Origin of the sequence: Klebsiella grimontii (assembly GCF_042137965.1) — a bacterium.
Classification (GTDB): domain Bacteria; phylum Pseudomonadota; class Gammaproteobacteria; order Enterobacterales; family Enterobacteriaceae; genus Klebsiella; species Klebsiella grimontii.
The window spans coordinates 1,840,097-1,864,751 of the sequence record NZ_CP169721.1 but is presented as its reverse complement, the minus strand read 5'-3'; the positions used below and the strand labels follow the sequence as shown (position 1 = coordinate 1,864,751).

Annotated in this window: 20 protein-coding genes; 5 read left to right on the top strand and 15 right to left on the bottom strand. The window is 57.6% G+C overall.

Going from position 1 to position 24,655, the window contains the following annotated elements:
- Positions 1–33 precede the first annotated feature (33 nt).
- The 4 genes from asmA to alkA form a co-directional block, all read right to left on the bottom strand.
- Positions 34–1,881 carry an outer membrane assembly protein AsmA gene (gene asmA / locus ACE3MN_RS08835; RefSeq protein ID WP_049088543.1) on the bottom strand — a complete coding sequence of 616 codons (1,848 nt, stop codon included), beginning with the start codon at positions 1,879–1,881 and terminating at the stop codon, positions 34–36.
- A gap of 27 nt (positions 1,882–1,908) precedes the next feature.
- A complete protein-coding gene (dcd, locus tag ACE3MN_RS08830; RefSeq protein ID WP_004122535.1) occupies positions 1,909–2,490 on the bottom strand; it encodes a dCTP deaminase in 582 nt (193 codons plus the stop codon).
- 90 nt (positions 2,491–2,580) lie between these two features.
- On the bottom strand, positions 2,581–3,222 hold the full coding sequence (udk, locus tag ACE3MN_RS08825) for a uridine kinase (protein ID WP_004122537.1): 642 nt from the start codon (positions 3,220–3,222) through the stop codon (positions 2,581–2,583).
- Positions 3,223–3,336: 114 nt separating this feature from the next.
- Complete coding sequence (gene alkA, locus ACE3MN_RS08820) at positions 3,337–4,185, bottom strand: DNA-3-methyladenine glycosylase 2 (protein WP_004138693.1); 849 nt, start codon at positions 4,183–4,185, stop codon at positions 3,337–3,339.
- 136 nt (positions 4,186–4,321) lie between these two features.
- On the opposite strand from alkA, the gene yegD reads away from it, so the two are divergent.
- Positions 4,322–5,674, top strand: a complete 1,353-nt coding sequence (yegD, locus tag ACE3MN_RS08815; RefSeq protein ID WP_004138692.1) for a molecular chaperone — start codon at positions 4,322–4,324, stop codon at positions 5,672–5,674.
- A gap of 127 nt (positions 5,675–5,801) precedes the next feature.
- Here the strand turns inward: yegD and ACE3MN_RS08810 are convergent, their stop codons facing one another.
- The 4 genes from ACE3MN_RS08810 to fdnG form a co-directional block, all read right to left on the bottom strand.
- The gene (locus ACE3MN_RS08810; RefSeq protein ID WP_138110090.1) at positions 5,802–7,088 is read right to left on the bottom strand and encodes a citrate synthase; all 1,287 of its coding nucleotides are present in this window, start codon (positions 7,086–7,088) and stop codon (positions 5,802–5,804) included.
- Between the two features lie 280 nt (positions 7,089–7,368).
- Positions 7,369–7,998 carry a formate dehydrogenase cytochrome b556 subunit gene (gene fdoI, locus ACE3MN_RS08805; protein ID WP_004138689.1) on the bottom strand — a complete coding sequence of 210 codons (630 nt, stop codon included), beginning with the start codon at positions 7,996–7,998 and terminating at the stop codon, positions 7,369–7,371.
- The gene (gene fdxH, locus ACE3MN_RS08800) at positions 7,995–8,897 is read right to left on the bottom strand and encodes a formate dehydrogenase subunit beta (protein WP_049132202.1); all 903 of its coding nucleotides are present in this window, start codon (positions 8,895–8,897) and stop codon (positions 7,995–7,997) included. Before fdxH ends, fdoI begins: the two co-directional genes overlap by 4 nt.
- Positions 8,898–9,023: 126 nt before the next feature.
- The gene (gene fdnG / locus ACE3MN_RS08795; RefSeq protein WP_142446785.1) at positions 9,024–12,083 is read right to left on the bottom strand and encodes a formate dehydrogenase-N subunit alpha; all 3,060 of its coding nucleotides are present in this window, start codon (positions 12,081–12,083) and stop codon (positions 9,024–9,026) included.
- 713 nt (positions 12,084–12,796) lie between these two features.
- On the opposite strand from fdnG, the gene ACE3MN_RS08790 reads away from it, so the two are divergent.
- The 4 genes from ACE3MN_RS08790 (at position 12,797) to ACE3MN_RS08775 (ending at position 16,631) form a co-directional block, all read left to right on the top strand.
- The gene (locus ACE3MN_RS08790) at positions 12,797–14,704 is read left to right on the top strand and encodes a sensor histidine kinase (protein ID WP_049113241.1); all 1,908 of its coding nucleotides are present in this window, start codon (positions 12,797–12,799) and stop codon (positions 14,702–14,704) included.
- On the top strand, positions 14,701–15,399 hold the full coding sequence (locus tag ACE3MN_RS08785) for a response regulator transcription factor (RefSeq protein ID WP_004122558.1): 699 nt from the start codon (positions 14,701–14,703) through the stop codon (positions 15,397–15,399). The genes ACE3MN_RS08790 and ACE3MN_RS08785 overlap by 4 nt, the downstream gene beginning before the upstream one ends.
- 365 nt (positions 15,400–15,764) lie before the next feature.
- Entirely contained in the window at positions 15,765–15,905 is a 141-nt protein-coding gene (locus ACE3MN_RS08780; protein WP_004138686.1) for a small membrane protein, read from the top strand.
- Positions 15,906–16,013: 108 nt separating this feature from the next.
- Complete coding sequence (locus ACE3MN_RS08775; RefSeq protein ID WP_049100350.1) at positions 16,014–16,631, top strand: helix-turn-helix transcriptional regulator; 618 nt, start codon at positions 16,014–16,016, stop codon at positions 16,629–16,631.
- Positions 16,632–16,929: 298 nt separating this feature from the next.
- On the opposite strand, the gene ACE3MN_RS08770 is transcribed toward ACE3MN_RS08775, so the two are convergent.
- The 7 genes from ACE3MN_RS08770 to ACE3MN_RS08740 form a co-directional block, all read right to left on the bottom strand.
- Positions 16,930–18,162, bottom strand: a complete 1,233-nt coding sequence (locus ACE3MN_RS08770) for a dicarboxylate/amino acid:cation symporter (RefSeq protein ID WP_221343810.1) — start codon at positions 18,160–18,162, stop codon at positions 16,930–16,932.
- A gap of 276 nt (positions 18,163–18,438) precedes the next feature.
- The gene (locus ACE3MN_RS08765) at positions 18,439–19,953 is read right to left on the bottom strand and encodes an ABC transporter substrate-binding protein (protein ID WP_024359149.1); all 1,515 of its coding nucleotides are present in this window, start codon (positions 19,951–19,953) and stop codon (positions 18,439–18,441) included.
- Positions 19,934–20,968 carry an ABC transporter ATP-binding protein gene (locus ACE3MN_RS08760; protein ID WP_375364345.1) on the bottom strand — a complete coding sequence of 345 codons (1,035 nt, stop codon included), beginning with the start codon at positions 20,966–20,968 and terminating at the stop codon, positions 19,934–19,936. The genes ACE3MN_RS08765 and ACE3MN_RS08760 overlap by 20 nt, the downstream gene beginning before the upstream one ends.
- Positions 20,968–21,948, bottom strand: coding sequence for an ABC transporter ATP-binding protein (locus ACE3MN_RS08755; RefSeq protein WP_049089139.1), 981 nt, complete (start codon positions 21,946–21,948; stop codon positions 20,968–20,970). The genes ACE3MN_RS08760 and ACE3MN_RS08755 overlap by 1 nt, the downstream gene beginning before the upstream one ends.
- On the bottom strand, positions 21,945–22,790 hold the full coding sequence (locus ACE3MN_RS08750; protein ID WP_101868269.1) for an ABC transporter permease: 846 nt from the start codon (positions 22,788–22,790) through the stop codon (positions 21,945–21,947). The genes ACE3MN_RS08755 and ACE3MN_RS08750 overlap by 4 nt, the downstream gene beginning before the upstream one ends.
- Positions 22,787–23,725, bottom strand: coding sequence for an ABC transporter permease (locus tag ACE3MN_RS08745; protein WP_064362988.1), 939 nt, complete (start codon positions 23,723–23,725; stop codon positions 22,787–22,789). The genes ACE3MN_RS08750 and ACE3MN_RS08745 overlap by 4 nt, the downstream gene beginning before the upstream one ends.
- Positions 23,725–24,624, bottom strand: a complete 900-nt coding sequence (locus ACE3MN_RS08740) for a proline iminopeptidase-family hydrolase (RefSeq protein ID WP_004138678.1) — start codon at positions 24,622–24,624, stop codon at positions 23,725–23,727. Before ACE3MN_RS08740 ends, ACE3MN_RS08745 begins: the two co-directional genes overlap by 1 nt.
- Between the last annotated feature and the right edge of the window lie 31 nt (positions 24,625–24,655).

Sequence of the window (24,655 nt, the reverse complement as noted above, 5' to 3'; positions counted from 1 at the left end):
TGGATTATCATCCGCCGACAACAACCGCCAGACTCACAGCTTATCCAGCAGCTTCTTCACATCCTTGCCATCCTGAGTGTTTTTATTGCGTTCGGCCCATTCACTAAGCCGTTTTTTCGCTTCATCCTGCAGCTGCTTGCGGAGTATCTGGTCCACCTGCAGACTGTAGCTCAGCGTCTGCCAGTTGCCATAAATTCGCAATGGGATCGCCGTCTGCTTGAGCCTATCGATGAGTTTGCTCTCGCCCTTCCAGCCGCCCAGTACCCGGACGTTGAAGCGCATATCGCAGTCTTCTTTCAGCAGATTGAGTTCACCCTGCCCGGTTAACGCCATCAGTTCAGATTGCCCCTGCATACCCTTTAAGGTCACCTGTCCATTATCCAGCGCAAACTCGGTGCTGACGGAGTCCAGCCTGGTCGCATTATCGTAGTTTTCCTGCGCCTGAACGTTGGTGCTGCGCTCGACGGCCTGCTGGACTAGCTGCTGGAAATTAAGCCCTTCAGTGCGCGTATCCGTCATCTGAATTTGCGCCTGCCCCTGCCAGCTGCGGCGGAACTCGTCGGCATCAATCTTGCCGCCGGAGAACTCGCCGGTCAGCGAGAGCTTGCCGGTCAGGTTTATCGAATAATTGAACGCTTTCAGAATCGAGCCGATCTCAACGTTGTCGAGCTGCGGCTCGAAGGAGGCTCGCGGCGTTTCACCTCGCGCGTCCAGCGAGCCGGGGAGCGAGAGCCGCCCGCCGTCCAGGTTCCCCTGCATCTGATGAATCGTCAGCAGCCCCTGCTGGTTGCTGATATCGCTTTTCACTTGGGTAAAATGCATGCCACGCCACTGCAGCTGCTCAGCCGTGATGCTCAGCCGGGCGTTAAAACCGCGCAGCGAGTTGTAATCCTGCTGAATACCGTTATCCGCAATAACCGGGCGTAGCTGCCTGGCCTGGCTTTGCCCCTGCTGGTTAACGCCATTATTGTCAGATGCTGAGGGATGAGACAGCAGGCTATCGAGGTTGAGCGTGCCCGCCTGAAGATTCAGCGTCCAGTCAGGCTGTTGGCCCAGCACCACGCTACCGTTGCCGGCAACGGTACTGCCGTTAGCCGTTAAGTTCAGCTTATCGAAGCTGAGCTTTTTCGCATCCTCGAACCAGCTGGCCTGCATGCTGGCCTGGCCGCTAATCCCTTCAGGGGGAAGCTCCGCGCCGCGAAGCTGCCAGTTCAGTTGTGAAATGTCCGCCTTCAGAGAATGAGGATAATCACCGCCCTGCACCTGGGCGGAGAAGGAAAGCGCCAGATCGCGCTGATCGCGGTTCACCCGGCCAGAGAAATCGACCGTTGCGCGATGGCTGCTGTCCTGCTCCATCTGCAGGCGGATATCGCGCACCGTCACCTGCTCGCCATCTTCATGCTGAAAAAACAGCACGCTATCGGCAATCTGCAGCTTCTGGACATCATACGACCAGCCGCGATCCTCCGGAACCTGAGGCAGCGTGTTGTCGTGCGGAACGACCGGCGCTCCTTTGCTGCGCACGGCTTCGGTTTTGGGAGTCAGCTGGATCACCGCCCCCTTCAACATCACCTGCTTAACCTGCAGCTGATGCGAGATCAGCGGCAGCAGCCCGACGTCAAGGCGCATATTATCCGCGCGAATGACCGGTTCTGCCGCGCCGGGCGCGGTCAGGGTCATGCGGCCTGAGAGAATGCTGAGCTGCGGCCAGACGTGCCAGCGCAACGGCCCATTGAGTTCAAGCTGATAGCCGCTACGATCCGCCACCTCTTTAACCATATAGGCGCGAAAATCGTTGGGGTTGACCAGCAATACCAGCGCGGTAAGACCGGCGACAACTACCGCCAGTAAGATCATCAGCGTGGTCAGAATTCGTCTCATGGCATCCTCAGCAAACCGCTAAAATTATCAATCCTTGTCGATTCGACTCGCTACCGCGCCCTGCTGGTCGCGATATTTCGCATCTTCGCGGCGGTTATAAGGACGCACCGCCGGGCCGGATAAGGGTTCAAAACTTAACGCGCCGATCAGCATCCCTGGACGCAGCGCCAGCGGCAGCTTACCCGAATTATAGAATTCCAGAACGATACAGCCGGACCAGCCCGGATCGATGCGGTGCGCGGTAACGTGCACCATCAAGCCCAGACGCGCCAGCGAGGAACGGCCATCCAGCCAGCCGACGAGATCCGGCGGCAGGGTAACCGATTCAAAGGTCACCGCCAGCGCCAGCTCGCCCGGATGCAGGAAGAACGCTTCACCATCCGGCAGAACAATCTCTTCGCTCATCACCCGATCCAGCGCCGCGCTGACTTCCGCCTTCGGCCCGCTCAGGTCAATAAAGCCCGCCGTGTGCCCGCGGAAAGTCCGAAACTTATTCCCCAGCCGAACATCGACCGTCGCGCCGTTAATGCGCTCAACGGGCGGGCGCGGATTAATGGCCAGTCGCCCCTCATCCAACCAGGCTTCTATATCTCGGTCGCACAGACGCATGAACGTTCTCCTTTAAGGCATTGCGCCCCTACGCCTTCCGGGGATAAGGGCAAATTGGCTTCTCTTTGCACGTTACACAATTCGTTCGTGTTATTCAAAGAACTGACTGATTTTGGCCTTCAGAATATCGATGGCGATACGGTTCTTACCGCCGCGAGGCACAATAATATCGGCATACTGCTTGGAAGGATCGATAAACTGCAGGAACATCGGGCGCACCGTTTTCTGGTACTGCGCCATCACTGAATCCATCGAACGTCCGCGCTCGTTGACGTCTCGCTTGATGCGGCGCATCAGGCAAATGTCCAGCGGGGTGTCGACAAAAATGGAGAAGCTGAGTTCGTTGCGCAGGCGAGCGTCGGTCAGCAGCAGAATCCCTTCAAGAATGATGACTTTCTTCGGTTCGATATGGATAGTTTCCGGCATACGGGTATGTTCAACGTAGCTGTATACCGGCAACTCTATCGGCTGGCCGCTTCTCAGCATCTGCAGATGCTGAAACAGCAGACTATGATCCATGGAGCTCGGATGGTCATAGTTGGTTTTTACACGCTCTTCCATCGACAGATGACCTTGATCCTTGTAATAGCTGTCTTCCGGAATAACGCCGATATGTTCATCGCCGACCTGTTCACGTAATTCACGATATAGCGTACTGGCGATAAGGCTTTTGCCCGAAGCCGATGCGCCGGCGATGCCTATAATGACGCACTGATGAGACGTATCAGTCATAAATTTTTGCGACCTGATTAACCTGGGAATGTAGGAAGGGTGGCGGTTGACCGCCAAACGCCGCAATTATAGGGATTTCAGCGCGTCGATACCAGTGCTAAGCGCCTCTCGGGTCTATTCCTCCTCCGGCGACCAGCCTTGCGTATACCAGATATGCAATAAAGCGTACGAGCGCCAGGGGTGCCAGCGGCTGGCGTAGCGCGCAATCCGGCTCGGCGTCATGCCGGGAAAACGCTGTTTAATCAGATAATCATCCGCCAGAAAGATATCCGGCGCCTGCCAGCCGCGCAGCGCGAAATAGTTCGCCGTCCAGCGGCCAATGCCGGGCAGCGTCTGCAGCTGCTTTATTCCAGCGTCGATATTATCCGGCGCCCGGAGGGGAAGTTCGCCGCTGATGGCCGCCCGCGCCAGGTGAATCAGCGCCTCCGCCCGCCGCAGGGGCATACCCAGCGCCTTCAGCGCCAGCGGATCGGCCTGCGCCAGCCGCTGCGCGCTCGGGAACAGATAAAAGCCCGGCGCATCGGTCAACGGTTCCCCGAAGGCAGCCACCACTTTCCCGGTCAGCTTTGCCGCCATGGCCACGCTCACCAGTTGGCCGAGCACCGCGCGTACCGCTTGTTCAAACGCATCCAGGGATCCCGGCAGGCGCAGCCCCGGCCTTGGCAGCGCGAGGTTTCCCAGCGTCAGGGCGATCCGCTGCGGGTCGCAGGACAAATCAAATAAGCGCGCAACCCGCGCCAGGCACTCTTCCGCGACCGGCTGTAGCCCGGCGGAAAGCGTCACCCGCATGCCCTGCGCGGCGTCATCCGGCGTCACCGCGATCAGCCCGGCGTGGCCATTGAGGGCAAAGCTGCGGCAGTAGCTGTTGTCGACAAAAGTTTCAATCCCCTGCACGGTACGCGCCTCAAGAAAATGAAACATCCATTGCCAGTCGTAGGGGGGATGCCAGGGTAGCAGCGTCATCATTTCTCCTTTTTTAGCGCTTCAATCATAGCGGCTCTGCGCCGCGGGCGCCTTGCTTTTAAATTCCAGTTGTCGCAGTGCCGTCAATCCGCTAAAGTCGCCCCCCTTCTTCACCGGCATGGGGATTTTGCAGGCTATGTTTATTGGTTTTGACTACGGTACCGCTAACTGTTCGGTGGCGGTAATGCGCGAGAATACGCCGCAGCTGTTAACGCTGGAAAACGGCAGTTCACTGCTGCCATCCATGCTTTGCGCGCCGACCCGCGAAGCGGTCAGCGAGTGGCTCTACCGCCATCACGATGTCCCGCCCAACGGGGATGAAAACCAGGCGCTGCTGCGTCGCGCCATTAGCTTCAACCGCGAGGAAGATATCGACGTACTCGGCAACAGCGTGCAGTTTGGTCTCGCTTCGCTGCATCAATACGTTGAAGATCCAGAAGAAGTCTACTTCGTGAAGTCGCCGAAATCCTTTCTCGGCGCCAGCGGGCTCAAGCCGCAGCAGGTGGCGCTGTTTGAAGACTTAGTGTGCGCCATGATGCTGCATATCAAACTCCAGGCGCAAACGCAGCTGCCAGAAACCATCGACCAGGCGGTTATCGGCCGGCCGATTAACTTCCAGGGACTGGGCGGCGATGACGCCAACGCCCAGGCGCAGGGCATTCTCGAACGTGCGGCAAAGCGCGCGGGCTTCCGCGACGTGGTGTTTCAGTTTGAACCGGTCGCCGCCGGTCTGGATTTCGAAGCGACGCTGAGCGAGGAAAAACGCGTGCTGGTCGTCGATATCGGCGGCGGTACCACCGACTGTTCACTGCTATTGATGGGGCCGCAGTGGCGGGAAAAAGCCGATCGCCAGCAAAGCCTGCTTGGCCACAGCGGCTGCCGGGTCGGCGGTAACGACCTTGATATCGCCCTGGCCTTTAAATGCCTGATGCCGCTGCTGGGTATGGGCGGCGATACAGAAAAAGGCATCGCGCTGCCGATTCTGCCGTGGTGGAATGCGGTGGCGATTAACGACGTCCCGGCGCAAACCGATTTTTACAGCGCCGCCAACGGTCGCCTGCTTAACGATTTGCTGCGCAGCGCCCGCGATAGCGAAAAAGTCGCGCTGCTGCTGAAGGTCTGGCGTCAGCGTCTGAGCTATCGCCTGGTGCGGAGCGCGGAAGAGAGCAAAATCGCCCTGTCCGCGCAGCCGAGCGTCACCGCCGGGCTGCCGTTTATCAGCGACGAGCTGGCGACAGCCATCAGCCAGCAGGGTCTGGAAGCGGCGCTGGATCAGCCGCTGGCCCGCATCATGGAGCAGGTTCAGCTGGCGCTGGATAACAGCAATGACAAGCCGGATGTGATTTACCTGACCGGCGGCAGCGCTCGCTCGCCGTTGATCAAAAAAGCGCTGGCGGCACACCTGCCGGGCATTCCGGTGGCCGGCGGCGATGATTTTGGCTCGGTCACCGCCGGGCTGGCCCGCTGGGCGCAGGTGGTGTTTCGTTAATCACACGGTACGATCCCGGATTGCGGCTGACGCCTTATCCGGGCTACCGACCAGGGTTTGGTAGGCCGGGCAAGGCGTCAGCCGCCGCCCGGCAACAATACGAACACAATATCAAAACCGCGCTCTGTTATTTCTCTTCACGCCGTGAAACGTAATCCCGCCGCTGTTCGCCGGTATAAATCTGCCGCGGACGATAAATCGTCAGCGGCGCTTCGTGCATTTCGTTCCAGTGCGCCACCCAGCCAAGCGTTCTGCCCACGGCGGTAATCACCACAAACATCGATGAAGGCAGCCCCATCGCCTTGAGGATCACCGCAGTATAGAAATCCACGCTCGGCGACAGGCCATTTTCAACAAAGTACGGGTCGGTCAGCGCCACCTCTTCGAGGGCCATCGCCACCTGCAACGGCATGTCGGACATCCCCAGCTCTTCCAGTACCCGATGACAGGTCTCGCGCAAAATAGCGGCGCGCGGGTCAAGATGACGGTAGCGAGAGTTACCGAATCCCAGACGACGGAACGTCTGCGGGTCGCGTTTCGCTTTGCTCAGGAACGCCGGAATTTGATCGACGGTGTTGATCTCCTCCAGCATCCGCATACTGGCTTCGTTCGCCCCACCGTGGGCCGGTCCCCACAGAGACGCGAGCCCGGCGGCGACGCAGGCAAAGAGATTCGCCCCGGAGGAGCCCGCCGCCCGGACGGTGGTCGTCGATGCGCACTGGCCGTGGTCGGCGTGCAACACCAGGATCTGGTTCATCGCCTGCTCAATCACCGGATTCAGCTGATATTGTTCCGCCGGAATAGCAAACAGCATATGCAGGAAATTCCCCGCATAGGAAAGATCGTTGCGCGGATACTGCGCCGGTTGCTCAATTGAAAACTTATAGCTCATCGCCGCGAGCGTTGGCATTTTCGACAGCAGGCGGGTGGCGGCCAGCGCGCGGTGCTCAGGATTTTCAACGTCCAGCACATCGTGATAGAACGCCGCCAGGGTGCCTACCAGGGCGCACATTAAGGCCATCGGATGCGAGTCGCGACGAAAGCTGCTGCACATGCGGGCAATCTGCTCATGCACCAGGCTATGGCGGGTAATCGTGTTTTTGAAGTCCTGATAGCTGGCTTCGTCAGGCGCATCACCGCGCAGCAGAATCCACGCCACTTCCAGGAAGTCGCACTGGCGCGCCAGCTGATCGACCGGATAGCCGCGGTGCAGCAGAATGCTCTTTTCAGTATCGATCCACGAGATGGCCGACTTACAGCCTGCGGTGTTAGCAAAGCCGGGGTCGAAACTGCATATCCCCGCGGAAGCCAGCGGACGAATATCCATGCCGAGGTAGCCCAGGGTCCCCGAGACCGTACTCAAAGGAATTGACTGTTGTTCATCCAAAGAAAGCGTTAGCGATTTCGTCGTCATCCTGTCAGGTCCCCTTCCACAACGAGTGATGAATTAACCCGGGCGTTTCTCCGGGCGCAACGGCCAACATAACCAGAGTCGTCCGGCGATTCTTTGATATGGATAACCAAAACATTCATAAAACAGCGTTATTATCAGCGGTTTTATGTTGATTACCCTCTAATAATTACCGATAAAAATAGCGCGTAATCGCTTGTTCACCTTGCGGTTTACCTGCCATTACGCGCGCTCGCTACGATAATATCCGCTGCATGGCAGCAAATTTATCGTATTTGTTTTATCAATCCTTCGTCCGTTTCGCTTTCACTTCACGGTACCAGCGCGGATGATGCTTCTTCGCCCAGGTCTTCGTCACCCAGCCTTCCACCATCGCGGTAATGGTGCCCTTCACCCACAGCGCGGCGTAAATATGCACCATGATCACCACGATCAGCGCGACCGCCGAGAAGGAGTGCAGCATCAGCGCGACGCGGATAACCGGGATGGAGAACGCCGGCGCAAAGTACGGACGCCAGATAATCACCCCGCTCACCAGCAGCAGCACCAGGAAGATAATCGCCGCCCAGAACACGCACTTCTGGCCGAAGTTATAGCGCCCGGTGTCGCCCACTTCCTCGTTGACCACAATCTTGCGAATGTTCTTCGCCCAGAAAATATCGTCCCGGTTGATCAGGTTATGGTGCCAGTAGCGGAAGAACATGATGATGAACGAGGCAAACATAATCACGCCCACGAAAGGGTGCAGAATACGCGCCAGCTGCGGGGTGCCCATGATGTGCATCAGCCAGTTGAAGGACGGGAAGAAAAAGCCCAGTCCGCTCACTGCCGCCAGCACGAAGCAGAAGGCGGTGACCCAGTGGTTGATTCGCTCCGGCGCGGTGTAGCGCACGATGGTGTCACGTCTTTTCATTTGCGCACCTCGTCTTTCTCCTCATCCAGATTGTCCTCTTCCTCTTCCGCGCGGTTCGGACCGACGCCGACGTAGTGGAAGATGCTGGCGGCGAAGGTGGCCGCAAAGCCGACCGCCGCGAGAGGCTTCCAGATCCCTTTCCAGAACTTAACCGTGGCGCTGATTTCCGGGTTCTCCGGCAGGCCGTGGTACAGGTTCGGCTTGTCGGCGTGGTGCAGCACGTACATCACGTGCGTGCCGCCAACGCCGGCCGGATCGTACAGCCCCGCGTTGTCGTAACCGCGGGTTTTCAGCTCGGCGACGCGCTCGCCCGCCAGCGTTTTCATCTCCTCTTTGGAGCCGAAGTGGATAGCGCCGGTCGGGCAGGTTTTCACGCACGCCGGCTCCTGGCCAACGTTAACGCGGTCGACGCACAGCGTACATTTGTAGACGCGGTTATCTTCCGGGTTCAGGCGCGGCACGTTGAACGGGCAGCCGGCGATGCAGTAGCCGCAGCCGATGCACTGCTCGGACTGGAAGTCGACGATGCCGTTGGCGTACTGAATGATCGCCCCTTCCGCCGGGCAGGCCTTCAGGCAGCCCGGGTCGGCGCAGTGCATACAGCCATCCTTGCGGATGAGCCACTCCAGTTTGTCGTTCTGCTCCACTTCCGAGAAGCGCATCACGGTCCAGGATTTGGCGGTCAGGTCGGCGGGGTTATCGTACACCCCGACGTTGTGACCGACTTCATCCCGGATGTCGTTCCACTCGGAACAGGCCACCTGGCAGGCTTTACAGCCGATACAGGTGGTGACGTCGATAAGCTTCGCCACCTCTTCATGGTGGTCCCGCGCGCGGGGCGCGGGGGTGAAGCCGTTAGTCGCGGAACGACGGATAATGTCTTGCGATTGATAAGCCATAATTGGTCTCCGTTTACCCTTCATCTTTCAGTTTGCAGGTTCGTTGGTTTCCTTATTCATCCCGGTCACGTAGCGTTTCTACGCTCCCGGCATTCACGGCGTCACCGCCTTCCTGCAACCTGAAATCTATTGGGTATCCACCTTTTCCACGTTCACGAGGAAAGCTTTATATTCAGGCGTCTGCGAGTTCGCGTCCCCCACCGATGGGGTCAGCGTATTGGCCAGGAATCCTTTCCGCGTCGCCCCCTCAAAACCCCAGTGGCACGGAATACCGATGGTATTCACCGTACGGCCATCAATAGTCAGCGCCTGTATTCGCTTAGTCACTACCGCTTTGGCTTTAATAAACCCGCGCTTCGACATCACTTTTACCGTGTCCCCCGCGACGATGCCCTTCTCCTTCGCCAACGCCTCGCCAATTTCAACAAACTGCTCGGGCTGAACGATGGCGTTCAGCCGCGCATGCTTGGTCCAGTGACGGAACAGTTCGGTGATCGAGTAGGTTGTCGCCACGTAGGGGAACTCATCCGCCTTGCCCATATTCGCCAGGTCATCGTGAAAGATGCGCGCTACCGGGCTGGAGACCACTTTCGGGTGCAGCGGGTTAGTGCCAATCGGCGATTCGACAGGCTCATAGTGTTCCGGGAACGGGCCATCGTTTAGTTTGTCCAGCGAGAACAGGCGCGCCACGCCTTCCGGATTCATGATAAACGGCCCGACGTTGGTGCCCGGCGCCGCCTGGCTATAGTCGGCGACGTCCATACCGGTCCAGCGTTTGCCGTCCCAGTTCAGCAGCGAGCGCTGCGGATCCCAGGGTTTACCCGCCGGGTCCGCGGAGGCGCGGTTGTAGAGGATGCGGCGGTTCGCCGGCCAGGACCATGCCCAGCCGGGCGTACAGCCTAAACCATACGGGTCGCTATTATCGCGGTTCGCCATCTGATTGCCCTGCTCGGTCCAGCAGCCGCAGTAAACCCAGCAGTAGCTGCTGGTAGAACCGTCATCTTTTAGCTGCGCGAAGCTGCTCAACTGCTGGCCTTTTTTGACAACCACCCGGCCCTGCTCGTCAACGATATCGCGCAGCGCCTTGCCGTTGGCCTCCCTGGCGACCTCTTCCGGCTGCGGGTCGAGGGGATCGTGATAATCCCAGGACATATTCAGCACCGGCGCCGGGTTTGCGCCGCCCTCTTGCCGATACAGATCGCGCAGGCGCATAAACAGGCGACCGAGAATTTTGCCATCGTGGAGCGCTTCGCCCGGCGGTTCGGCCGCCGCCCAGTGCCACTGCAGCCAGCGGCCCGAATTAGCGATCGAACCGTTCTCTTCGGCGAAGCAGGAGGACGGCAGGCGGAAGACTTCGGTCTGGATATCTGCAGGACGCACGTCGTTCATTTCGCCGTGGTTCTGCCAGAAATTCGACGACTCGGTCACCAGCGGATCGATCACCACCAGATATTTAAGCTTCGCCAGCGCGCGGGCGGATTTGTTTTTATCCGGGAACGCCGCCAGCGGGTTAAATCCCTGCACCACGTAGCCGTTGATTTTGCCCTGGGCCATCAGCTCGGCCTGGGTCATGACATCGTATAAACGATCCCATTTCGGCAGCCAGTCATAGCCCCAGCTGTTTTCCGCGGTTGCGGCATCGCCCCAGAAGCTTTTCATCATGCTGACGAAAAACTTCGGCGTATTTTGCCAGTAATTCACTTCGTTCACGCCCAGCGCCGCGGGGGTGATTTGTGAAATATAGCTCTGATAATCAACCTGTTTTTCCGACGGTAGCGGCATATATCCCGGCAAATTGGTCGAAAGCAGTCCCAGGTCGGTATAACCCTGAATATTGGAGTGCCCGCGCAGCGCGTTAACGCCGCCGCCTGCCATGCCGATATTGCCCAACAGCAGCTGTAGCATCGCGGCCGCGCGGATAGTTTGCGCTCCGGTGGTATGATGGGTCCAACCGAGGGCATACAGGATTGTCGCGGTTCGATTCGCAGCGCTGGTGCTGGCTAACAGTTCGCAAATGCGCTGAAAATCGTGTAAAGAGGTGCCGCACAGGCGGTTGACAAGTTCCGGCGTATAGCGCTCAACGTGCTGTTTCAATAGATTCCAGACGCAGCGCGGATGGTTCCACGTATCATCGCGCCTGGCGTAGCCGTTAGCGTCGAGTTCATAGTTCCAGCTGACTTTATCGTACTGACGCTTCTGCGGATCAAAGCCGCTAAACAGCCCCTCGTCGAAATCATAATCTTCCCGCACGATCATGCTGGCGTTGGTGTAGTGACGCACGTACTCATGCTGTATCCGATCGTGTTCGATCAGATAGCGGATCGCGCCGAGCAGGAAAGCGCTGTCGGAGCCGGCGCGAATGGGCGCGTACAGGTCAGCCACCGCCGCGCTGCGGTTAAAGCGCGGATCAACGACGATAACGGTCGCATTATTTTTAATTTTGGCTTCGATAACCCATTTGAACCCTACCGGATGCGCTTCCGCCGCGTTGCCGCCCATAATCAGCACCACATTGGCGTTTTTAATATCCACCCAGTTGTTGGTCATCGCCCCACGACCAAAGGTTGGCGCCAGCGCCGATACCGTCGGGCCGTGGCAAAGGCGCGCCTGGCAGTCAATCGATACCATCCCCAGCGCGCGGGTAAATTTACCGTCAAGGATCCCGGTTTCATTACTCGCCGCCGAAGAGCACAGCATGCTGGTTGAGGTCCAGCGGTTGACGGTGACGCCCTGGGCATTCTTTTCGATAAAGTTGGCGTCGCGGTCATCTTTCATCAATCGCGCGATACGATCGATGGCCTCATCCCAGCTTATACGCGTCCACTTATCCGAGCCCGGCGCGCGGTACTCCGGATAGCGTAATCGGTTATCGCTGTGAATATAGTCCAGTACGCCTGCGCCTTTTGGGCACAGCGACCCGCGGCTCACGGGATGATCGGGGTCGCCTTCGACGTGATAAATGCGTTCACGCACGTTTTTGGCGTTATCTCCGAAGCTGTACATGAGGATCCCGCAGCCGACTGAACAGTAGGTGCAGTTATTACGGGTTTCTTTAGCTTTTAAGAGTTTATATTGACGCGTCTCTGCGTGAGCGGAAAACGAGGGAAGAAAACCAAGCGATGCTACGGTCGTCCCTGCCATACCACCCGCGCAGATGCGAAAGAACTGCCTGCGACTGAGCTCCATTGTGCCTCCAGCTTAAACTTAAGACAGGAAAAGGGACAATGATTATACGGGTATTTTTGACTTTTGCATCTGCTGTTAACATTTACGACAAATAATAAACAATCAATCCTTTTTATTTCAATTAGTTAAAATCAATCGCTTTAAAACAGCGGCCAGGAATGTTAACACCATGCTAATCATTGTTATCCCCTGCCGTCAGCAATCCTTCGAACCGTACCTAACCTCATTCCACCATGCGGGCAATGCGCCGCCTTTATCCGGCCATCAATAACAACGGTAATTAACGTTTAATATAACTATCTGGTTTTATATGCGCTGCTTAAATAATTTATTGTCAATTTTTATATAACTATCGCGTGAATTCATGGCATAACATCATAAAACCGTATGTCGCGACTGAACTTTCCGCTTGCTTATTATCCAACTCCCCCATACGTTAACTTTTATTAAGAATTTTCTTACAGCAGGTCTGGCCAGTTCTCCGGCATGTAGATAACGCTGGAATAATATCTTCGGCACCAGCAGAATGCTGCGTTGTCCAGCCCTACACGTATATTTGCCGAATGGCGGAGGGTTATCTGTGCCAGTAGCAGAGTCCCTGTTCATTTTTACCGTACTGATTTATTAATCCATGCCATAAGGGGGCGTGATTGTATCGTTTGTGCGCTTTTTTTGATCTTATTCGCAGGAGCCACAGCGCGTATTTCTGGGCAATGTGCGGCGTCATCATTTCCCTGCTGTGGTGGGCGCCGGCGCGCGCGGAAGTCCGGCAGTTGGGTATCGATATCCCGGTCTACTGGTACGCCGACGCCAGCGATACAATGTCCCTCGACGCCTTTCTTTCGCTGCCAGAGGAGGCGCTAAAAACGGCGCCGCTTATCCCGTCGTTCGGCTATTCGTCAAAGACCTACTGGCTACGCACTTCGCTCCCGGCGGCCTGGTTTGCTGGCGAACAGCGCTGGCTACAGCTCGGTCCGTCGTTTGTCGATCGCTTGACCGTTTTTTATCGCCCCTACGCTAGCGATGCCCCCTGGAAACAAAAAGAGTTTGGCGACCACGCTTCTGCCCGCGATAACGATCTCGACTACCGCGAAAGCGTGCTAATTTTACCGCCCCCGCCCACGGCGGCTGGCTACGAGATGGTCTTCCGTCTCCAGAGCACCAGCACCCTGATCCTGCTGGCGACGCTCTCGTCACCGCAGGAGTTCGTACGTTCGGCCACCCTCGATACCGCCTTCTGGAGTTTCTATTTTGGCCTGGCGGTGATTGCCAGCGGTATCGCCCTGTGGCTTGCCGTCGCGCTGCGCCGACGCCTGCTGTGGGGGATCTGCCTGTTCTCGCTCAACTATCCGCTCGTCGCGGCCCTTCATGGCTACCCGGAATGGCTCTTTGGCGACGCCCTACTGCCGGTGCAGGATTACATGATTAGCTGCCTGTCGCTGGTGAGCTACGCCACCGCGCTGTGGTTACATAGCGAAGTTTTCGATTTGAAGAAAAACATGCCACGGCTGTATCAACTGCTGCTGGCGGCGATCGCCTTAAACATTGTTCTGCAAATCAGTATCCCGCTAGGGTTTTACGGCCAGGCAATGCAGATTGAAGCGGGGATATTCTTCATCGCCGCGCCAATTCTGTTGATCACCTCATGGATGCTGTGGCGGCGCAAAGCGGTTGATATCAATACCCTGTTGTTGGGGCTGCTGCCGCCGGTATACGTGGTCTCCGCCGGGCTGGCGCTGCTCTCTATCCACGGCGTCATTCCGTTTCATAACATGGTTTATTCCACCTGGCAGTACGCGCTGATTATCCACATCGTCACCGTCCTGATCATTGCGGTGCTGCGGGTGCGGGCGGAAAACCGTACCCTGGTGCGCAAGCAGCAGCTGGCGCGGGAGCTACAGATTGAACGCGAGGCCAGCTTCCACCAGCGCCAGTTTATGGGAATGGTGGCGCATGAGTTCAGAACGCCGCTGGCGATCCTCCAGGCCGCGCTGGAAAATCTGCGCCTGAGTCCCGCAACCGTCACCCAGAGCTTGCGCCTCGATCGCATGCAGCGCGCGACAACCCGCCTGGTGCAGCTCACCGATAACTGCCTGGCCGACGCCCGCCTCTCCTCCCGAGACCTGCACGCCGACAAGCAGGATGCCGAACTGCTGCCGGTCATCCATATGGCGGCGACCGTCGTAGATCTTTCGCTTAATCATTATTTGAATGTCACCCTTGAGGGGCAAACTGTCGGCCCGCAATCCCCTTCACCGGTGCTGTTTATTGATAGCGGGCTGCTGTGTATTGCGATCGCCAACCTGCTCGATAACGCGGTTAAATATGCCGCAGCCGGGGAGATAAGAGTCGAGATTTATCAGCAGGAAAAGCACGTTGAATTACGCATTGGCGATCGCGGTCCCGGCATCCCGCCGGAACAGGTCGAGCATATTTACGAGCGCTATCGACGCGGCGAAACTCACACCACAACGCCGGCCGGGACCGGCCTTGGGCTGTACGTCGCCCGACAAATCATCCAGGCCCACGGCGGGGACCTATGGCTGGCAGAAAATAGCTCAGCCGGATGCGAATTTGCGCTCACTCTCCCGCTGACGGGACAGCAGAAGGACAAACCATGACATTACGCGTAGCTATCATCGAAGATAGCGCAGATCTACTCGACGAGCTGCTGGCTTTTCTGCGCCATCGCGGCTTCGACGCCTGGGGCGTCGGCAGCGCCGAGGCCTTCTGGCGGCAGCTGCATCGCGATCCGGTCGATATCGTACTTATCGATATTGGCCTGCCGGGCGAAGACGGGTTTAGCGTGCTGGACTATCTGCACGAGATTGGCCAGTTCGGCCTGGTCGTCATTACCGCCAGAGGGCATGAGCAGGATCGGCTCCAGGCCTTAAACGCCGGCGCCGACCTCTATCTCATCAAGCCGGTCAACTTTTCCGACCTCGCGGAGAGCATCCACGCGCTGGGCTCCCGGCTTCGCCAGCAACAACCGGCGGAAAGCGTCAATCCGGCGCCATTAGCGGAGCGGTCAGCCCCTTCCCACTGGATACTCCAGAGCGAGCGCCTGGTGGCGCCATCGGGGCGGATCCTGCCGCTAACACAGCAAGAGTACCGGCTGCTGGAAGTCTTAATGCGTAACCGCAATGAAGTGTGCAGCAAAGTTGACCTGCACACTTCTCTGTTTACCGATGAGGGCGAACCGGAACTGCACCGCATCGACGTGGTGATCAGCCGCCTGCGGCACAAGGCCCGCCTGCAGGGCATCACCCTGCCGATTCGCGCGATTTTTGGCAAAGGGCTGGCGTTTCTCTCTTGACCTTTTCCCAGCCGGCAGCGGCGGCGCTGCCGGCTATTGTTCCGCCATCCGCCCGGAGTGATGACTAGTATGTTTCCAGCCTGGTGTTTCTTGTTAATTTTTTTCAGTTTTTGAGAGGATTGAGAGAAATGAGACTGACAACACATTAAGAATTTTCTTACATTGACAGGGCGTCGTGAGCGTTTTGACCCACAGCGGCTGAGCTAACAGGCTATTGCTGAATTTAGCACAAGCCGAATGCAGGCCGTTTGTCAGGCGCTTTTCGTTCGCGCATCGCGAGCACGGTTTAACGAAGAGTATAAAAATATTCGCGTGCCTGTGAGGTACATTTTTAAAACCAAAAATTAAGTTAAAGGATCTCAATTATGGCCATGCAAACATGGTTAGCCTTATTACTGTGCATATTTTGCCTTTGCGTTTCTGTTTATAGTCTGGTGTCGTATATCCGCGACAGGCGAAAACAGAAATTTCCATTTTCAGCAAAGAACTCTACGCGCAGAAAATAACTAAAGCCACATTAATAATAACGAAATCTGCATAGCAACAATCACCGCATACGCCCGGAGGATTGATCACAACATGGCGTTATGTTGATATATCAGGGAAATAACGCCATGAAAAAAGTAAACATCGCAATCAACACCAGAAATACCTTTCTCAGAGAATCATTGGTTTCCGTCGTCAATGAGCTCATCAGCCGCAGCGGTAATCTCAAAGTCGCTTTTTCTTATAAGCATAATGATTTTTTAGATAAAGATATCATCATCGCTGAAGTTCTCCCCGGCGAGATCTATCTGTGCAATACCAGCATAAAGAACCGTAAAAAAAACAGTTCGGTGATTATCCTGCACAGCTATGACAAGCTGCCGGAAAAAGAGCTGATCGTTAACTGTCTCAAGGGCGTTATCTTTGTCTCTATCAAATCGGTCAATATCGATGAGATGTTCGAAATTATTGCCCAGGAGCTAAAAAGGAGCGAAATTCTCCCCGACGCGCAGAGCAGCAACTCCACGCTCGTTTGCACCCATTGCCCGCATAAAATGCTCTCCAAATCGCAGGCTGCCGTCGCCACCGGCATCATCGATGGCTTTGATATCATTAAAATTTCCGCCCTCAACAAAGTCACCCCCAAAACCATCACCTGGCACAAAAGCAAAATCATGGAAAAATACCGTCTTAATAACAATCATGACTTTTTTCAGTTCATTAACTTGTTAAAAGAGCGCTGGTAAACTCGCGCTGTGCCCGCCGGTGAGCGCATTCTGTACGTTAAAATTAGGAATTTGACGGCTTGTTAGCGACGGGATTCCGAAAAAGATCGGTAACCTCAAAAACATCTACTCAGGGGTAACAGGCTGCGGGTACCATTACCCGGTTCCTCAATGTGAAAATACCGGAGCGTATTTTTATATAATAAGAACAACGTCTTTATCGAGGAATCTGTTACTTCGTCACATTGCCCCTTGCGTGCCTGTTAGGGGCCTCTTTTTCTCTGCGGAACGCGCCCCCGTCAGAGAGGGCGCGCGACGATCAGGCTTCGGCCTGCTGAGGCGCGGCTTCAGCCTCCGGGGCCTCTTCCTGCAGTTGACCTTCATTTTTTGACAGCATCGCCGTCGCAATCCCGTTACCCAGCACGTTAATCGCTGAGCGCCCCATATCGAGGAAATGGTCAATGCCCATCAGCAGCAAAATACCCGCCACCGGAATATTGAAGCTCGGGATGGTCGCGGCCAGCACCACCAGCGCCGAACGCGGTACCCCGGCAATCCCTTTCGAGGCCAGCATCAGCGTCAGCATCATCACGGTAATTTCGCTAAAGCTCAGTTGAACATTATAGGCCTGAGCGATGAACATGGCGGCAAAAGAGCAGTACACCATTGAGCCGACCAGGTTAAAGGAGTAGCCGATGGGCAGCACAAACGACGCGATATTTCGCGAACAGCCAAATTCCACCAGGCGCTCCAGGGTCTTCGGATAGGCCGCTTCGGAACTGCTGGTGGTGAACGCCACCAGCACCGGGTCTTTCAGCATATTCAGCAGGCGAAAAACCTCTTTTTTGAGCACCATATACCCCACCGCCAGCAGCACCGCGCTGGTCAGCAGGATCGCGACATAGTATCCGCCGATAAACGAGGCGTAGTTAAGCAGGATCCCCAACCCCTGCGAGGCGATAACCGAAGAGATAGCGGCGAAAATCGCCAGCGGCGCGACGTACATCACGTACCCGGTCACCTTCAGCATAATGTGGGAAACCACGTTGAGCGCCGCCACCAGCGGAGCATTGAATTTCTCCCCCAGCGACGCCCCGGCAATACCGAAGAACATCGAGAACACCACGATTTGCAGAATCTCGTTGCTGGCCATCGCTTCGGTAATGCTGGTCGGGATGGTATGGGTCAGAAAGCCTTTCAGGCTCATCCCGCTCACCGCCAGCCCGGTATCCACGGATTCTTTCGGGATCGCCAGGTTCAGACCGGCGCCGGGATGCTCAAGGGTGACAATCACCAGCCCGACCAGAATGGAGAGAATTGACGAGGTAATAAACCACACCATGGCTTTACCGCCGACCCGGCCAATAGTCGCCGTTTCGCCAAGGCGCATAATGCCGACCGTCAGGGTACTGAAGACTAATGGCGCTATCACCATTTTAATCAGGCGCAGGAACACATCGGTTAGCAGCGTAATGTTTTCCGACCATGCGGTAATGGTCGTTTGCCCGGCGTAAGCGTGGATGGCCGCGCCGGAGAGGATCCCCAGCAGCATGAAGATGACGATGAACAGCGTGAGTTTGTTTGCACTTGCCACAAAAATTAACCCCTGATTTATTTAACGTGTTGTTTTTTAATGTATATATGCTTTATTTATTGGAATACATTAAACATTCACCACATAAATTGAATAAAAGCAGGCGGGGTTACAACTCTTTTTTAGTTTTTATAGTAAAAGTTAATGTGCTCGTTGATATGCATCAAACCGCGTCGCGCCGCCGGAAAGATGAAAAAGGCGCCGGCGTCAGAGGACAACCGGCGCAAAGAGGCATTAGCGTTTTACGGTATCCTCCAGGAAGAAACGTCCCAGCGGATTCTGATAAAAACCGTCGATATTTTTGCGGCTGACGTTGCGGTACGGGCTGTAATACAGATCGACCCAGTTCACATCGGCCTTGGCCATTTTTTGCAGGTCGATATACATCTGCTCGCGCTTTTTACCATCCATTTCGACGCGCGCGGCAGCCACCAGCGCTTTTACCTGCTCGTTATGATAGCGGGTCATATAGTTCATATTGGCATCGTGACCCAGCACGAAAGTGGTTTTCTGATCGGGGTCAAGAATATCGTTGGTCCAGTACATCACCGAAATATCGTACTCTCCGGCCACCAGCATATCCCAGCTCTGGCTCGGGTCGACTTTTTGCAAATTCACCGTCACCCCGGCTTTCGCCAGCTGCTGTTGCAGCAAAATGGCAATCTGCTCATCGACTTCATCCCCGGCGTTGACCACGTAGTTCAGCTTCAGATCGGCAGCGCCCGCCGCTTTTAGCATCGCTTTGGCCTTCTGCGGATCGTACGGCCGGCGAAGATTATCCTGGTAGTGGTAAAGCGCCCCGGCGGGAATATAGGAGTTGGCCACCTGGCCGTAGCCAAAGGTCACGGTCTTCACGATTGCGTCTTTATCAATCGCGAAGTCCAGCGCCTGGCGCACCTCCACCTTGCCCAGCGCGCCGTGAGAATGGTTGATCAGCAGATGGTCCTCGCGCGTGGAGGGGTCCAGTTCCACCTTCAGATTGGCATCCTTTTGTAACGATGCAATGCGTGAGAAAGGCACGGTCAGCGCGGCGTCGAGCTCGCCGGCCTGCACCTTCAGCATGCGGGTATTATCGTCCGGAATGGTTAACCACTCCACGCCATCGAGGCTGACGTTTTTCGCCTGCCAGAAGTGCGGGTTCTTCACCAGCACGATCTTTTCCCCGCGCAGCCACTCTTTCACGCTAAACGCGCCGGAGCCCACGGGTTTTTCGGCAAACGCCTCTTCGCCTTCCGCTTTCATCGCCTTCTGCGAAATCACCGAGGCGTTCGGCAGGGCCAACTGCGACAAGAACGGCGCTGACGGCGATTTCAGCGTCACTACCAGCGTGCGCGGGTCCGGGGCTTCCGCTTTGGCAATAATGCTATAGGAGTCGCGCCACAGCGAGCCTTCATCATCGCGGATACGCATCAAGCTAAACGCCGCATCGCTGGCGGTTAGCGGTGTGCCGTCAGAGAAGGTCGTGTCGCGAATTTTAAAAGTGTAGACCTTGCCATCCGGAGAAATCGTCCAGCTCTCAGCCACGCCCGGCTCCAGCTTCGTCCCGCTCTTATCCACCCGCACCAGCGGGTCAAAGACGTTGGAAAAGACCCAGTTATCCGCGTTTTGCGCCGATTTTATCGGGTCAAACGTGGTGCTGTCCTCCCGGCGGCCAATGGTCAATACCCCCGCCGCCTGGGCCATTTCGCTCACCACGCTAAGCGCCAGAAAAACGCTCGCCGCCAGTAATTTAACTTGCCTGTGCTTCATCAAAAGATCCCCCTGTTAAAGGAAAAACGGTCTCATCGCCCGCGAGGTTGAGCACGCAGGCATAAGCGCGATCGGCAATCTGCCGGGTTGGTGGTGGTGCGCCGGTGCGGCACTGCACCTGCGCATAAGGGCAGCGCGGATGAAATGCACAGCCTTGTGGAACGGCAACGGGACTGGGCGGCTCGCCCCCCAGCAAATTTTTCGGTAGGGGTTTATCCGGGTCGATTTCCGGGATCGCCGAGACCAGCGCGGCGGTATAGGGATGCAGCGGACGGGTGAAGACCGCCTCTGCCGGCCCCTCTTCCACAATCCGCCCAAGGTACATTACCGCCACCCGATCGCAGAGCCGCCGCACAATCGCCAGATCGTGAGCGATAAACAGAATCGCCAGCCCCATCTTCTCCCGCAGATCCATCAGCAGGTTGACGATCTGTCCCTGAATAGAGACGTCCAGCGCCGCGACGCACTCATCGGCCACGATCAGCCGCGGCTCCATGGCCAGCGCTCTGGCAATACCGACGCGCTGGCACTGGCCGCCGCTAAGCTGGGCCGGTTTCGCGCTGGCCTGCTGCGGGCGCAGGCCCACCAGGGTGAGCAGTTCTGCTACCCGCAGCGCCTCCTGCCCGCGGGGCACTTTTTGATGCACGCGCAGCACCTCGGCGATGCTCTCTCCCACGCTCTGCCGCGGGTTCAACGAGGCAAAGGGATCCTGGAAAATCATCGCGCTTTGCTGGCGCAGACGGGCGATATCGCTGGTTAAGCCATGGGTAATACGTTGCCCCTCGAACCGCACCTCGCCATCGGCTACCCGTTCAAGCTGTAACAACGCTCGGCCAAGCGTGCTCTTGCCGCTTCCGGATTCGCCGACCAGACCGAGCGTTTCGCCGGGAAAGATCTGCATCGTGACCTGGTTCACCGCGTGCACGACCCGCTTCGGCTGCCAAAGACCGCCCGACACCGGGAAGGTGACGCAAAGATTATCGGCCTCAAGCAGCGGCCATTGAGCGTTAGCCATTATCCCTCCTGTCGGGTCAGCGTGGGTAAGCGGTGATGACAAGCCACCGCGTGGCTATGGCGATCCTGCCCGTAATGCAGCGGCGGCTGCTGCAGGCACGCCTCATCGGCGCGGCGGCAGCGCGGATGAAAGCGACAGCCTGATGGAAAGTGGTCGGCGCTCGGCGGCTGGCCGTCGATGATTGTCAGCCTCCCCCGTCCGCCTTCGCTGGCCGGCTGACAATCAATAAGCCCGCGGGTATAGGGGTGCAGCGGCCCGGCGAGCACTTCGCGTTTGTCGCCCACCTCGCAGAGCCTGCCGCCGTACATCACCGCGATCCGGTCGCAGGTTTGCGCCACCACCCCGAGATCGTGGGTGATCATAATGACCGCCAGCCCCAGCTCGGCACGCAGGTCGCTGAGCAGGCGCAAAATCTGCATCTGCACGGTGACGTCCAGCGCGGTCGTCGGTTCGTCGGCAATCAGCAGCCGCGGTTCCGGCGCGAGGGCGACGGCGATCATCGCCCGCTGGCGCATACCGCCGGAAAATTCGTGCGGATAGCTATTGAGCCGATTCTGCGGGTCCGGGATGCCGACCTGGCGCAGCAGGGCCAGCGCATCTTCCCGCGCCTGACGGCGGTTTGCCGCAAAATGGAGGCGCCGGCTTTCCGCGATCTGCTCCCCAATGGTCATCACCGGATTGAGATGGCTGGTCGGGTTCTGGAAAATCATACCGATTTCCCGCCCGCGCACCGCCGACATTTGCCCTTCGCTGAGGGGTAAGATATCCCGGCCGTCGAGCACAACCTCACCGCCGCTAATCCGCAGCCCGTCCCCCGGCAACAGGCGCATCAGCGCCCGGCAGGTCACGGTTTTTCCCGACCCGCTTTCGCCAACCAGCCCCAGCATCTCCCCGGCTTCAAGCGTGAATGAGACGTTATCGACCAGCGCGATATCCTCGCCGCCCGTGACCGTCAGGCGATTCACCTTCAGCAAACTCATCCCCGTCCTCCTAACTTGTCGCCGAGCCCATCGGCCAGCAGGCTAAAGCCCATCGCCAGCAGCACGATGGCGAGCCCTGGAAAGGTGGTTATCCACCACGCGGTAGTGATAAAGCTCTGCCCTTCGGCCACCATAACGCCCCATTCGGCGGTTGGCGGCTGCACGCCGAGCCCGAGATAGCTCACCGCGGCTCCGTTCAGCAGCACCAGTACGCAGTCGGACATCGAAAAAACGATCGCTCCGGTTAGCGCGTTCGGCAGCAGATGACGGAACAAAATCCGCGGATGGCCGTAGCCCAGACTGCGGGCCGCCAGAATAAAATCGCGCTGTTTCAGCGTCAGTACCTGAGCGCGTACCAGACGGGCGTAGGAGACCCAGCCCACCATCGCCATGGCGATGTAAAAGCTGCTCAGTCCCGGCCCGAGAATGGCGATGATTGCCAGCATCAGCACCAGAAACGGAAAGGCCAGCACGATATCAATAACCCGCATCACCAGCGCATCGACCACGCCGCCAGAATAGCCGGCAAGCGCCCCCAGCGCGGTACCGAGCATAAAGGGGAACAGCACCCCCAGCAGGCAGATTTGGAGATCGACCCGCGCGCCCCACAGCACGCGGGAAAAAACGTCGCGGCCAAAGTTGTCGGTACCGAAGAGATGCGCGCCGCCCGGCGGCAGCAGGCTGGAAGAGGCGTCCTGGGCAATCGGATCGAACGGCGCGATCCACGGCGCCAGACAGGCGACCAGCAGCCATAGTCCGACGATCGCCAGCCCGGCACAGAGCGCCTGCTGACGCGGGATAGCCCGCTGACGCAGACGGGAAAACGTCGCTATCGCCTTCATAGTTTTATCCTCGGGTCGAGGGCCACGGTCAGAATATCCGCCAGCAGGCTGACCGCTACGGTAGCAAGGGCAAAGACCATCACCACGCCCTGCACCACCATGTAGTCGCGGCTAAAAATCGCCTTAACCAACAGCTGTCCGAGGCCGGGGATGGCAAACACGCTTTCGATAACCACCGTACTGCCGATGAGCCAGCCAATATTCACCGCCAGCAGATTGATGGTCGGTACCAGAGAATTCGGCAGCACGTGCCGCCAGAAGATACGTCTTTCCTGCTGTCCCCGCGCCCGGGCCGCCACCACATAGTCGCTATTCATCTCCATCAGCAGGCTGGCGCGCAGGTTGCGAATCAATACCGCCGACAGCGCCAGCGCCACGGTCAGGCACGGCAGAACCATATGGTGCAGCTGGTCTACAAAATCGCTGCCGTAGCCGGAGACCGGAAACCAGCCGAGCGCGATACTGAACAGCAGAATCAACATGATGCCGAGCCAGAACGCCGGAAACCCGAGCCCGGCGGTCGTAAACAGACGAATCAGCCGATCGGCGAGGCGCCCGCGCTGGCGTGCGGCCATCGCCGCCAGCGGTACCGTCAACGCTATCGCCAGCAGAACGCTGCCGAGCACCAGCCACAGCGTCGGTTCCAGACGCGAAGCAATCAGCTTCAGGGTATCGACCCGGTAAACAATTGACTTACCCAGCTCGCCCTGCAGCAGATTGCGCAGAAAATAGCCGTACTGAACCCACAGCGGTTCGTCGAGGCCAAACTGCGCGCGGATGCGGGCCAGCGCCGCCGGCGTGCTGCGCACCCCGAGCAGAATACGCGCCGGATCGCCGGGGATGGCGCGCACCATCATGAAGGTGATCAGGCTGATACCCAGCAGAACCGGCAGCAGCTGTAGCGGGCGAAGAAGCAGAAAGCGGTAACGGTGCATCAACAGCCTCCCGCGTCGCGCTGGCGCGCCAGAAAATCGAGCAGCACCGGGTAGTAAGCCTGCGGCTCTTCGTAAAATGGCATATGGCTGCTGTTGGCAAAAATGGCTATTTCGGCGTTCGCCAGGCCCTGCTTCATTTTCAGGGCGCAGGCGGGCGTCAGCTCATCGTGCTGGCCGCTGGTGATCAGACAGGGCGCGCGGATTGACGCCAGCTCAGCGCTGCGGTTCCAGTTTTTTAAATTGCCGGTATAGAGGAATTCGTTCGGCCCCTGCATGGTGGTATACGGCCCCATATTCCAGTCGCCGAGCGAGCGGGTAACCGGCTCCGGCCAGACGTCGAGACGGCACACATGGCGATAATTCAGCAGAGTAATCGCCGCCTGATAGGCCGGATGATCCAACCAGCCGAGCGCTTCGTAGCGCTGCATCATCGCGACGGTTTCTGGCCCCAGCGCCCCGCGCAGACGGTTCAGCTCCTGCACCAGATGCGGCATATCGGCGACGGTGTTTTCCAGAATCAGCGAGCGAATTGCGCCAGGATGGTGCAACGCCACTTCAATCGCCAGCCATCCGCCCCACGAGTGACCAAGCAGATGCACCTGACCGAGCCCCAGCGCCTGGCGCACGGTCTCCACTTCACGCACGTAGCGCGCCATCGTCCACAGGCTGGCATCATCCGGCCGGTCGGACTTGCCGGTACCCAGCTGGTCAAAAGCGATCACCCGATAACCGTGCTGCTTCAGGCAGGAGTGGGCTTCGCGCAGATAATCGCAGGGCAGCCCCGGCCCGCCGTTGAGGCAGAGAACGGTCTCCTCGCCGTCGCCAAACTGATAGGCCACGACGTTATATCCCTCCACCGCAATGTTATGGTACTGATCGGGCGCTATTTCGCTCCACATGGTGTACTCCTCATCGTCGATGGCCCGGTTC

Excerpts from the sequence above, each read along its gene's own strand:
- asmA (WP_049088543.1), bottom strand. The coding sequence starts at position 1,881 with ATGAGACGAATTCTGACCACGCTGATGATCTTACTGGCGGTAGTTGTC.
- dcd (WP_004122535.1), bottom strand. The coding sequence starts at position 2,490 with ATGCGTCTGTGCGACCGAGATATAGAAGCCTGGTTGGATGAGGGGCGA.
- udk (WP_004122537.1), bottom strand. The coding sequence starts at position 3,222 with ATGACTGATACGTCTCATCAGTGCGTCATTATAGGCATCGCCGGCGCA.
- alkA (WP_004138693.1), bottom strand. The coding sequence starts at position 4,185 with ATGACGCTGCTACCCTGGCATCCCCCCTACGACTGGCAATGGATGTTT.
- yegD (WP_004138692.1), top strand. The coding sequence starts at position 4,322 with ATGTTTATTGGTTTTGACTACGGTACCGCTAACTGTTCGGTGGCGGTA.
- ACE3MN_RS08810 (WP_138110090.1), bottom strand. The coding sequence starts at position 7,088 with ATGACGACGAAATCGCTAACGCTTTCTTTGGATGAACAACAGTCAATT.
- fdoI (WP_004138689.1), bottom strand. The coding sequence starts at position 7,998 with ATGAAAAGACGTGACACCATCGTGCGCTACACCGCGCCGGAGCGAATC.
- fdxH (WP_049132202.1), bottom strand. The coding sequence starts at position 8,897 with ATGGCTTATCAATCGCAAGACATTATCCGTCGTTCCGCGACTAACGGC.
- fdnG (WP_142446785.1), bottom strand. The coding sequence starts at position 12,083 with ATGGAGCTCAGTCGCAGGCAGTTCTTTCGCATCTGCGCGGGTGGTATG.
- ACE3MN_RS08790 (WP_049113241.1), top strand. The coding sequence starts at position 12,797 with ATGTGCGGCGTCATCATTTCCCTGCTGTGGTGGGCGCCGGCGCGCGCG.
- ACE3MN_RS08785 (WP_004122558.1), top strand. The coding sequence starts at position 14,701 with ATGACATTACGCGTAGCTATCATCGAAGATAGCGCAGATCTACTCGAC.
- ACE3MN_RS08780 (WP_004138686.1), top strand. The coding sequence starts at position 15,765 with ATGGCCATGCAAACATGGTTAGCCTTATTACTGTGCATATTTTGCCTT.
- ACE3MN_RS08775 (WP_049100350.1), top strand. The coding sequence starts at position 16,014 with ATGAAAAAAGTAAACATCGCAATCAACACCAGAAATACCTTTCTCAGA.
- ACE3MN_RS08770 (WP_221343810.1), bottom strand. The coding sequence starts at position 18,162 with ATGCTGCTGGGGATCCTCTCCGGCGCGGCCATCCACGCTTACGCCGGG.
- ACE3MN_RS08765 (WP_024359149.1), bottom strand. The coding sequence starts at position 19,953 with ATGAAGCACAGGCAAGTTAAATTACTGGCGGCGAGCGTTTTTCTGGCG.
- ACE3MN_RS08760 (WP_375364345.1), bottom strand. The coding sequence starts at position 20,968 with ATGGCTAACGCTCAATGGCCGCTGCTTGAGGCCGATAATCTTTGCGTC.
- ACE3MN_RS08755 (WP_049089139.1), bottom strand. The coding sequence starts at position 21,948 with ATGAGTTTGCTGAAGGTGAATCGCCTGACGGTCACGGGCGGCGAGGAT.
- ACE3MN_RS08750 (WP_101868269.1), bottom strand. The coding sequence starts at position 22,790 with ATGAAGGCGATAGCGACGTTTTCCCGTCTGCGTCAGCGGGCTATCCCG.
- ACE3MN_RS08745 (WP_064362988.1), bottom strand. The coding sequence starts at position 23,725 with ATGCACCGTTACCGCTTTCTGCTTCTTCGCCCGCTACAGCTGCTGCCG.
- ACE3MN_RS08740 (WP_004138678.1), bottom strand. The coding sequence starts at position 24,624 with ATGTGGAGCGAAATAGCGCCCGATCAGTACCATAACATTGCGGTGGAG.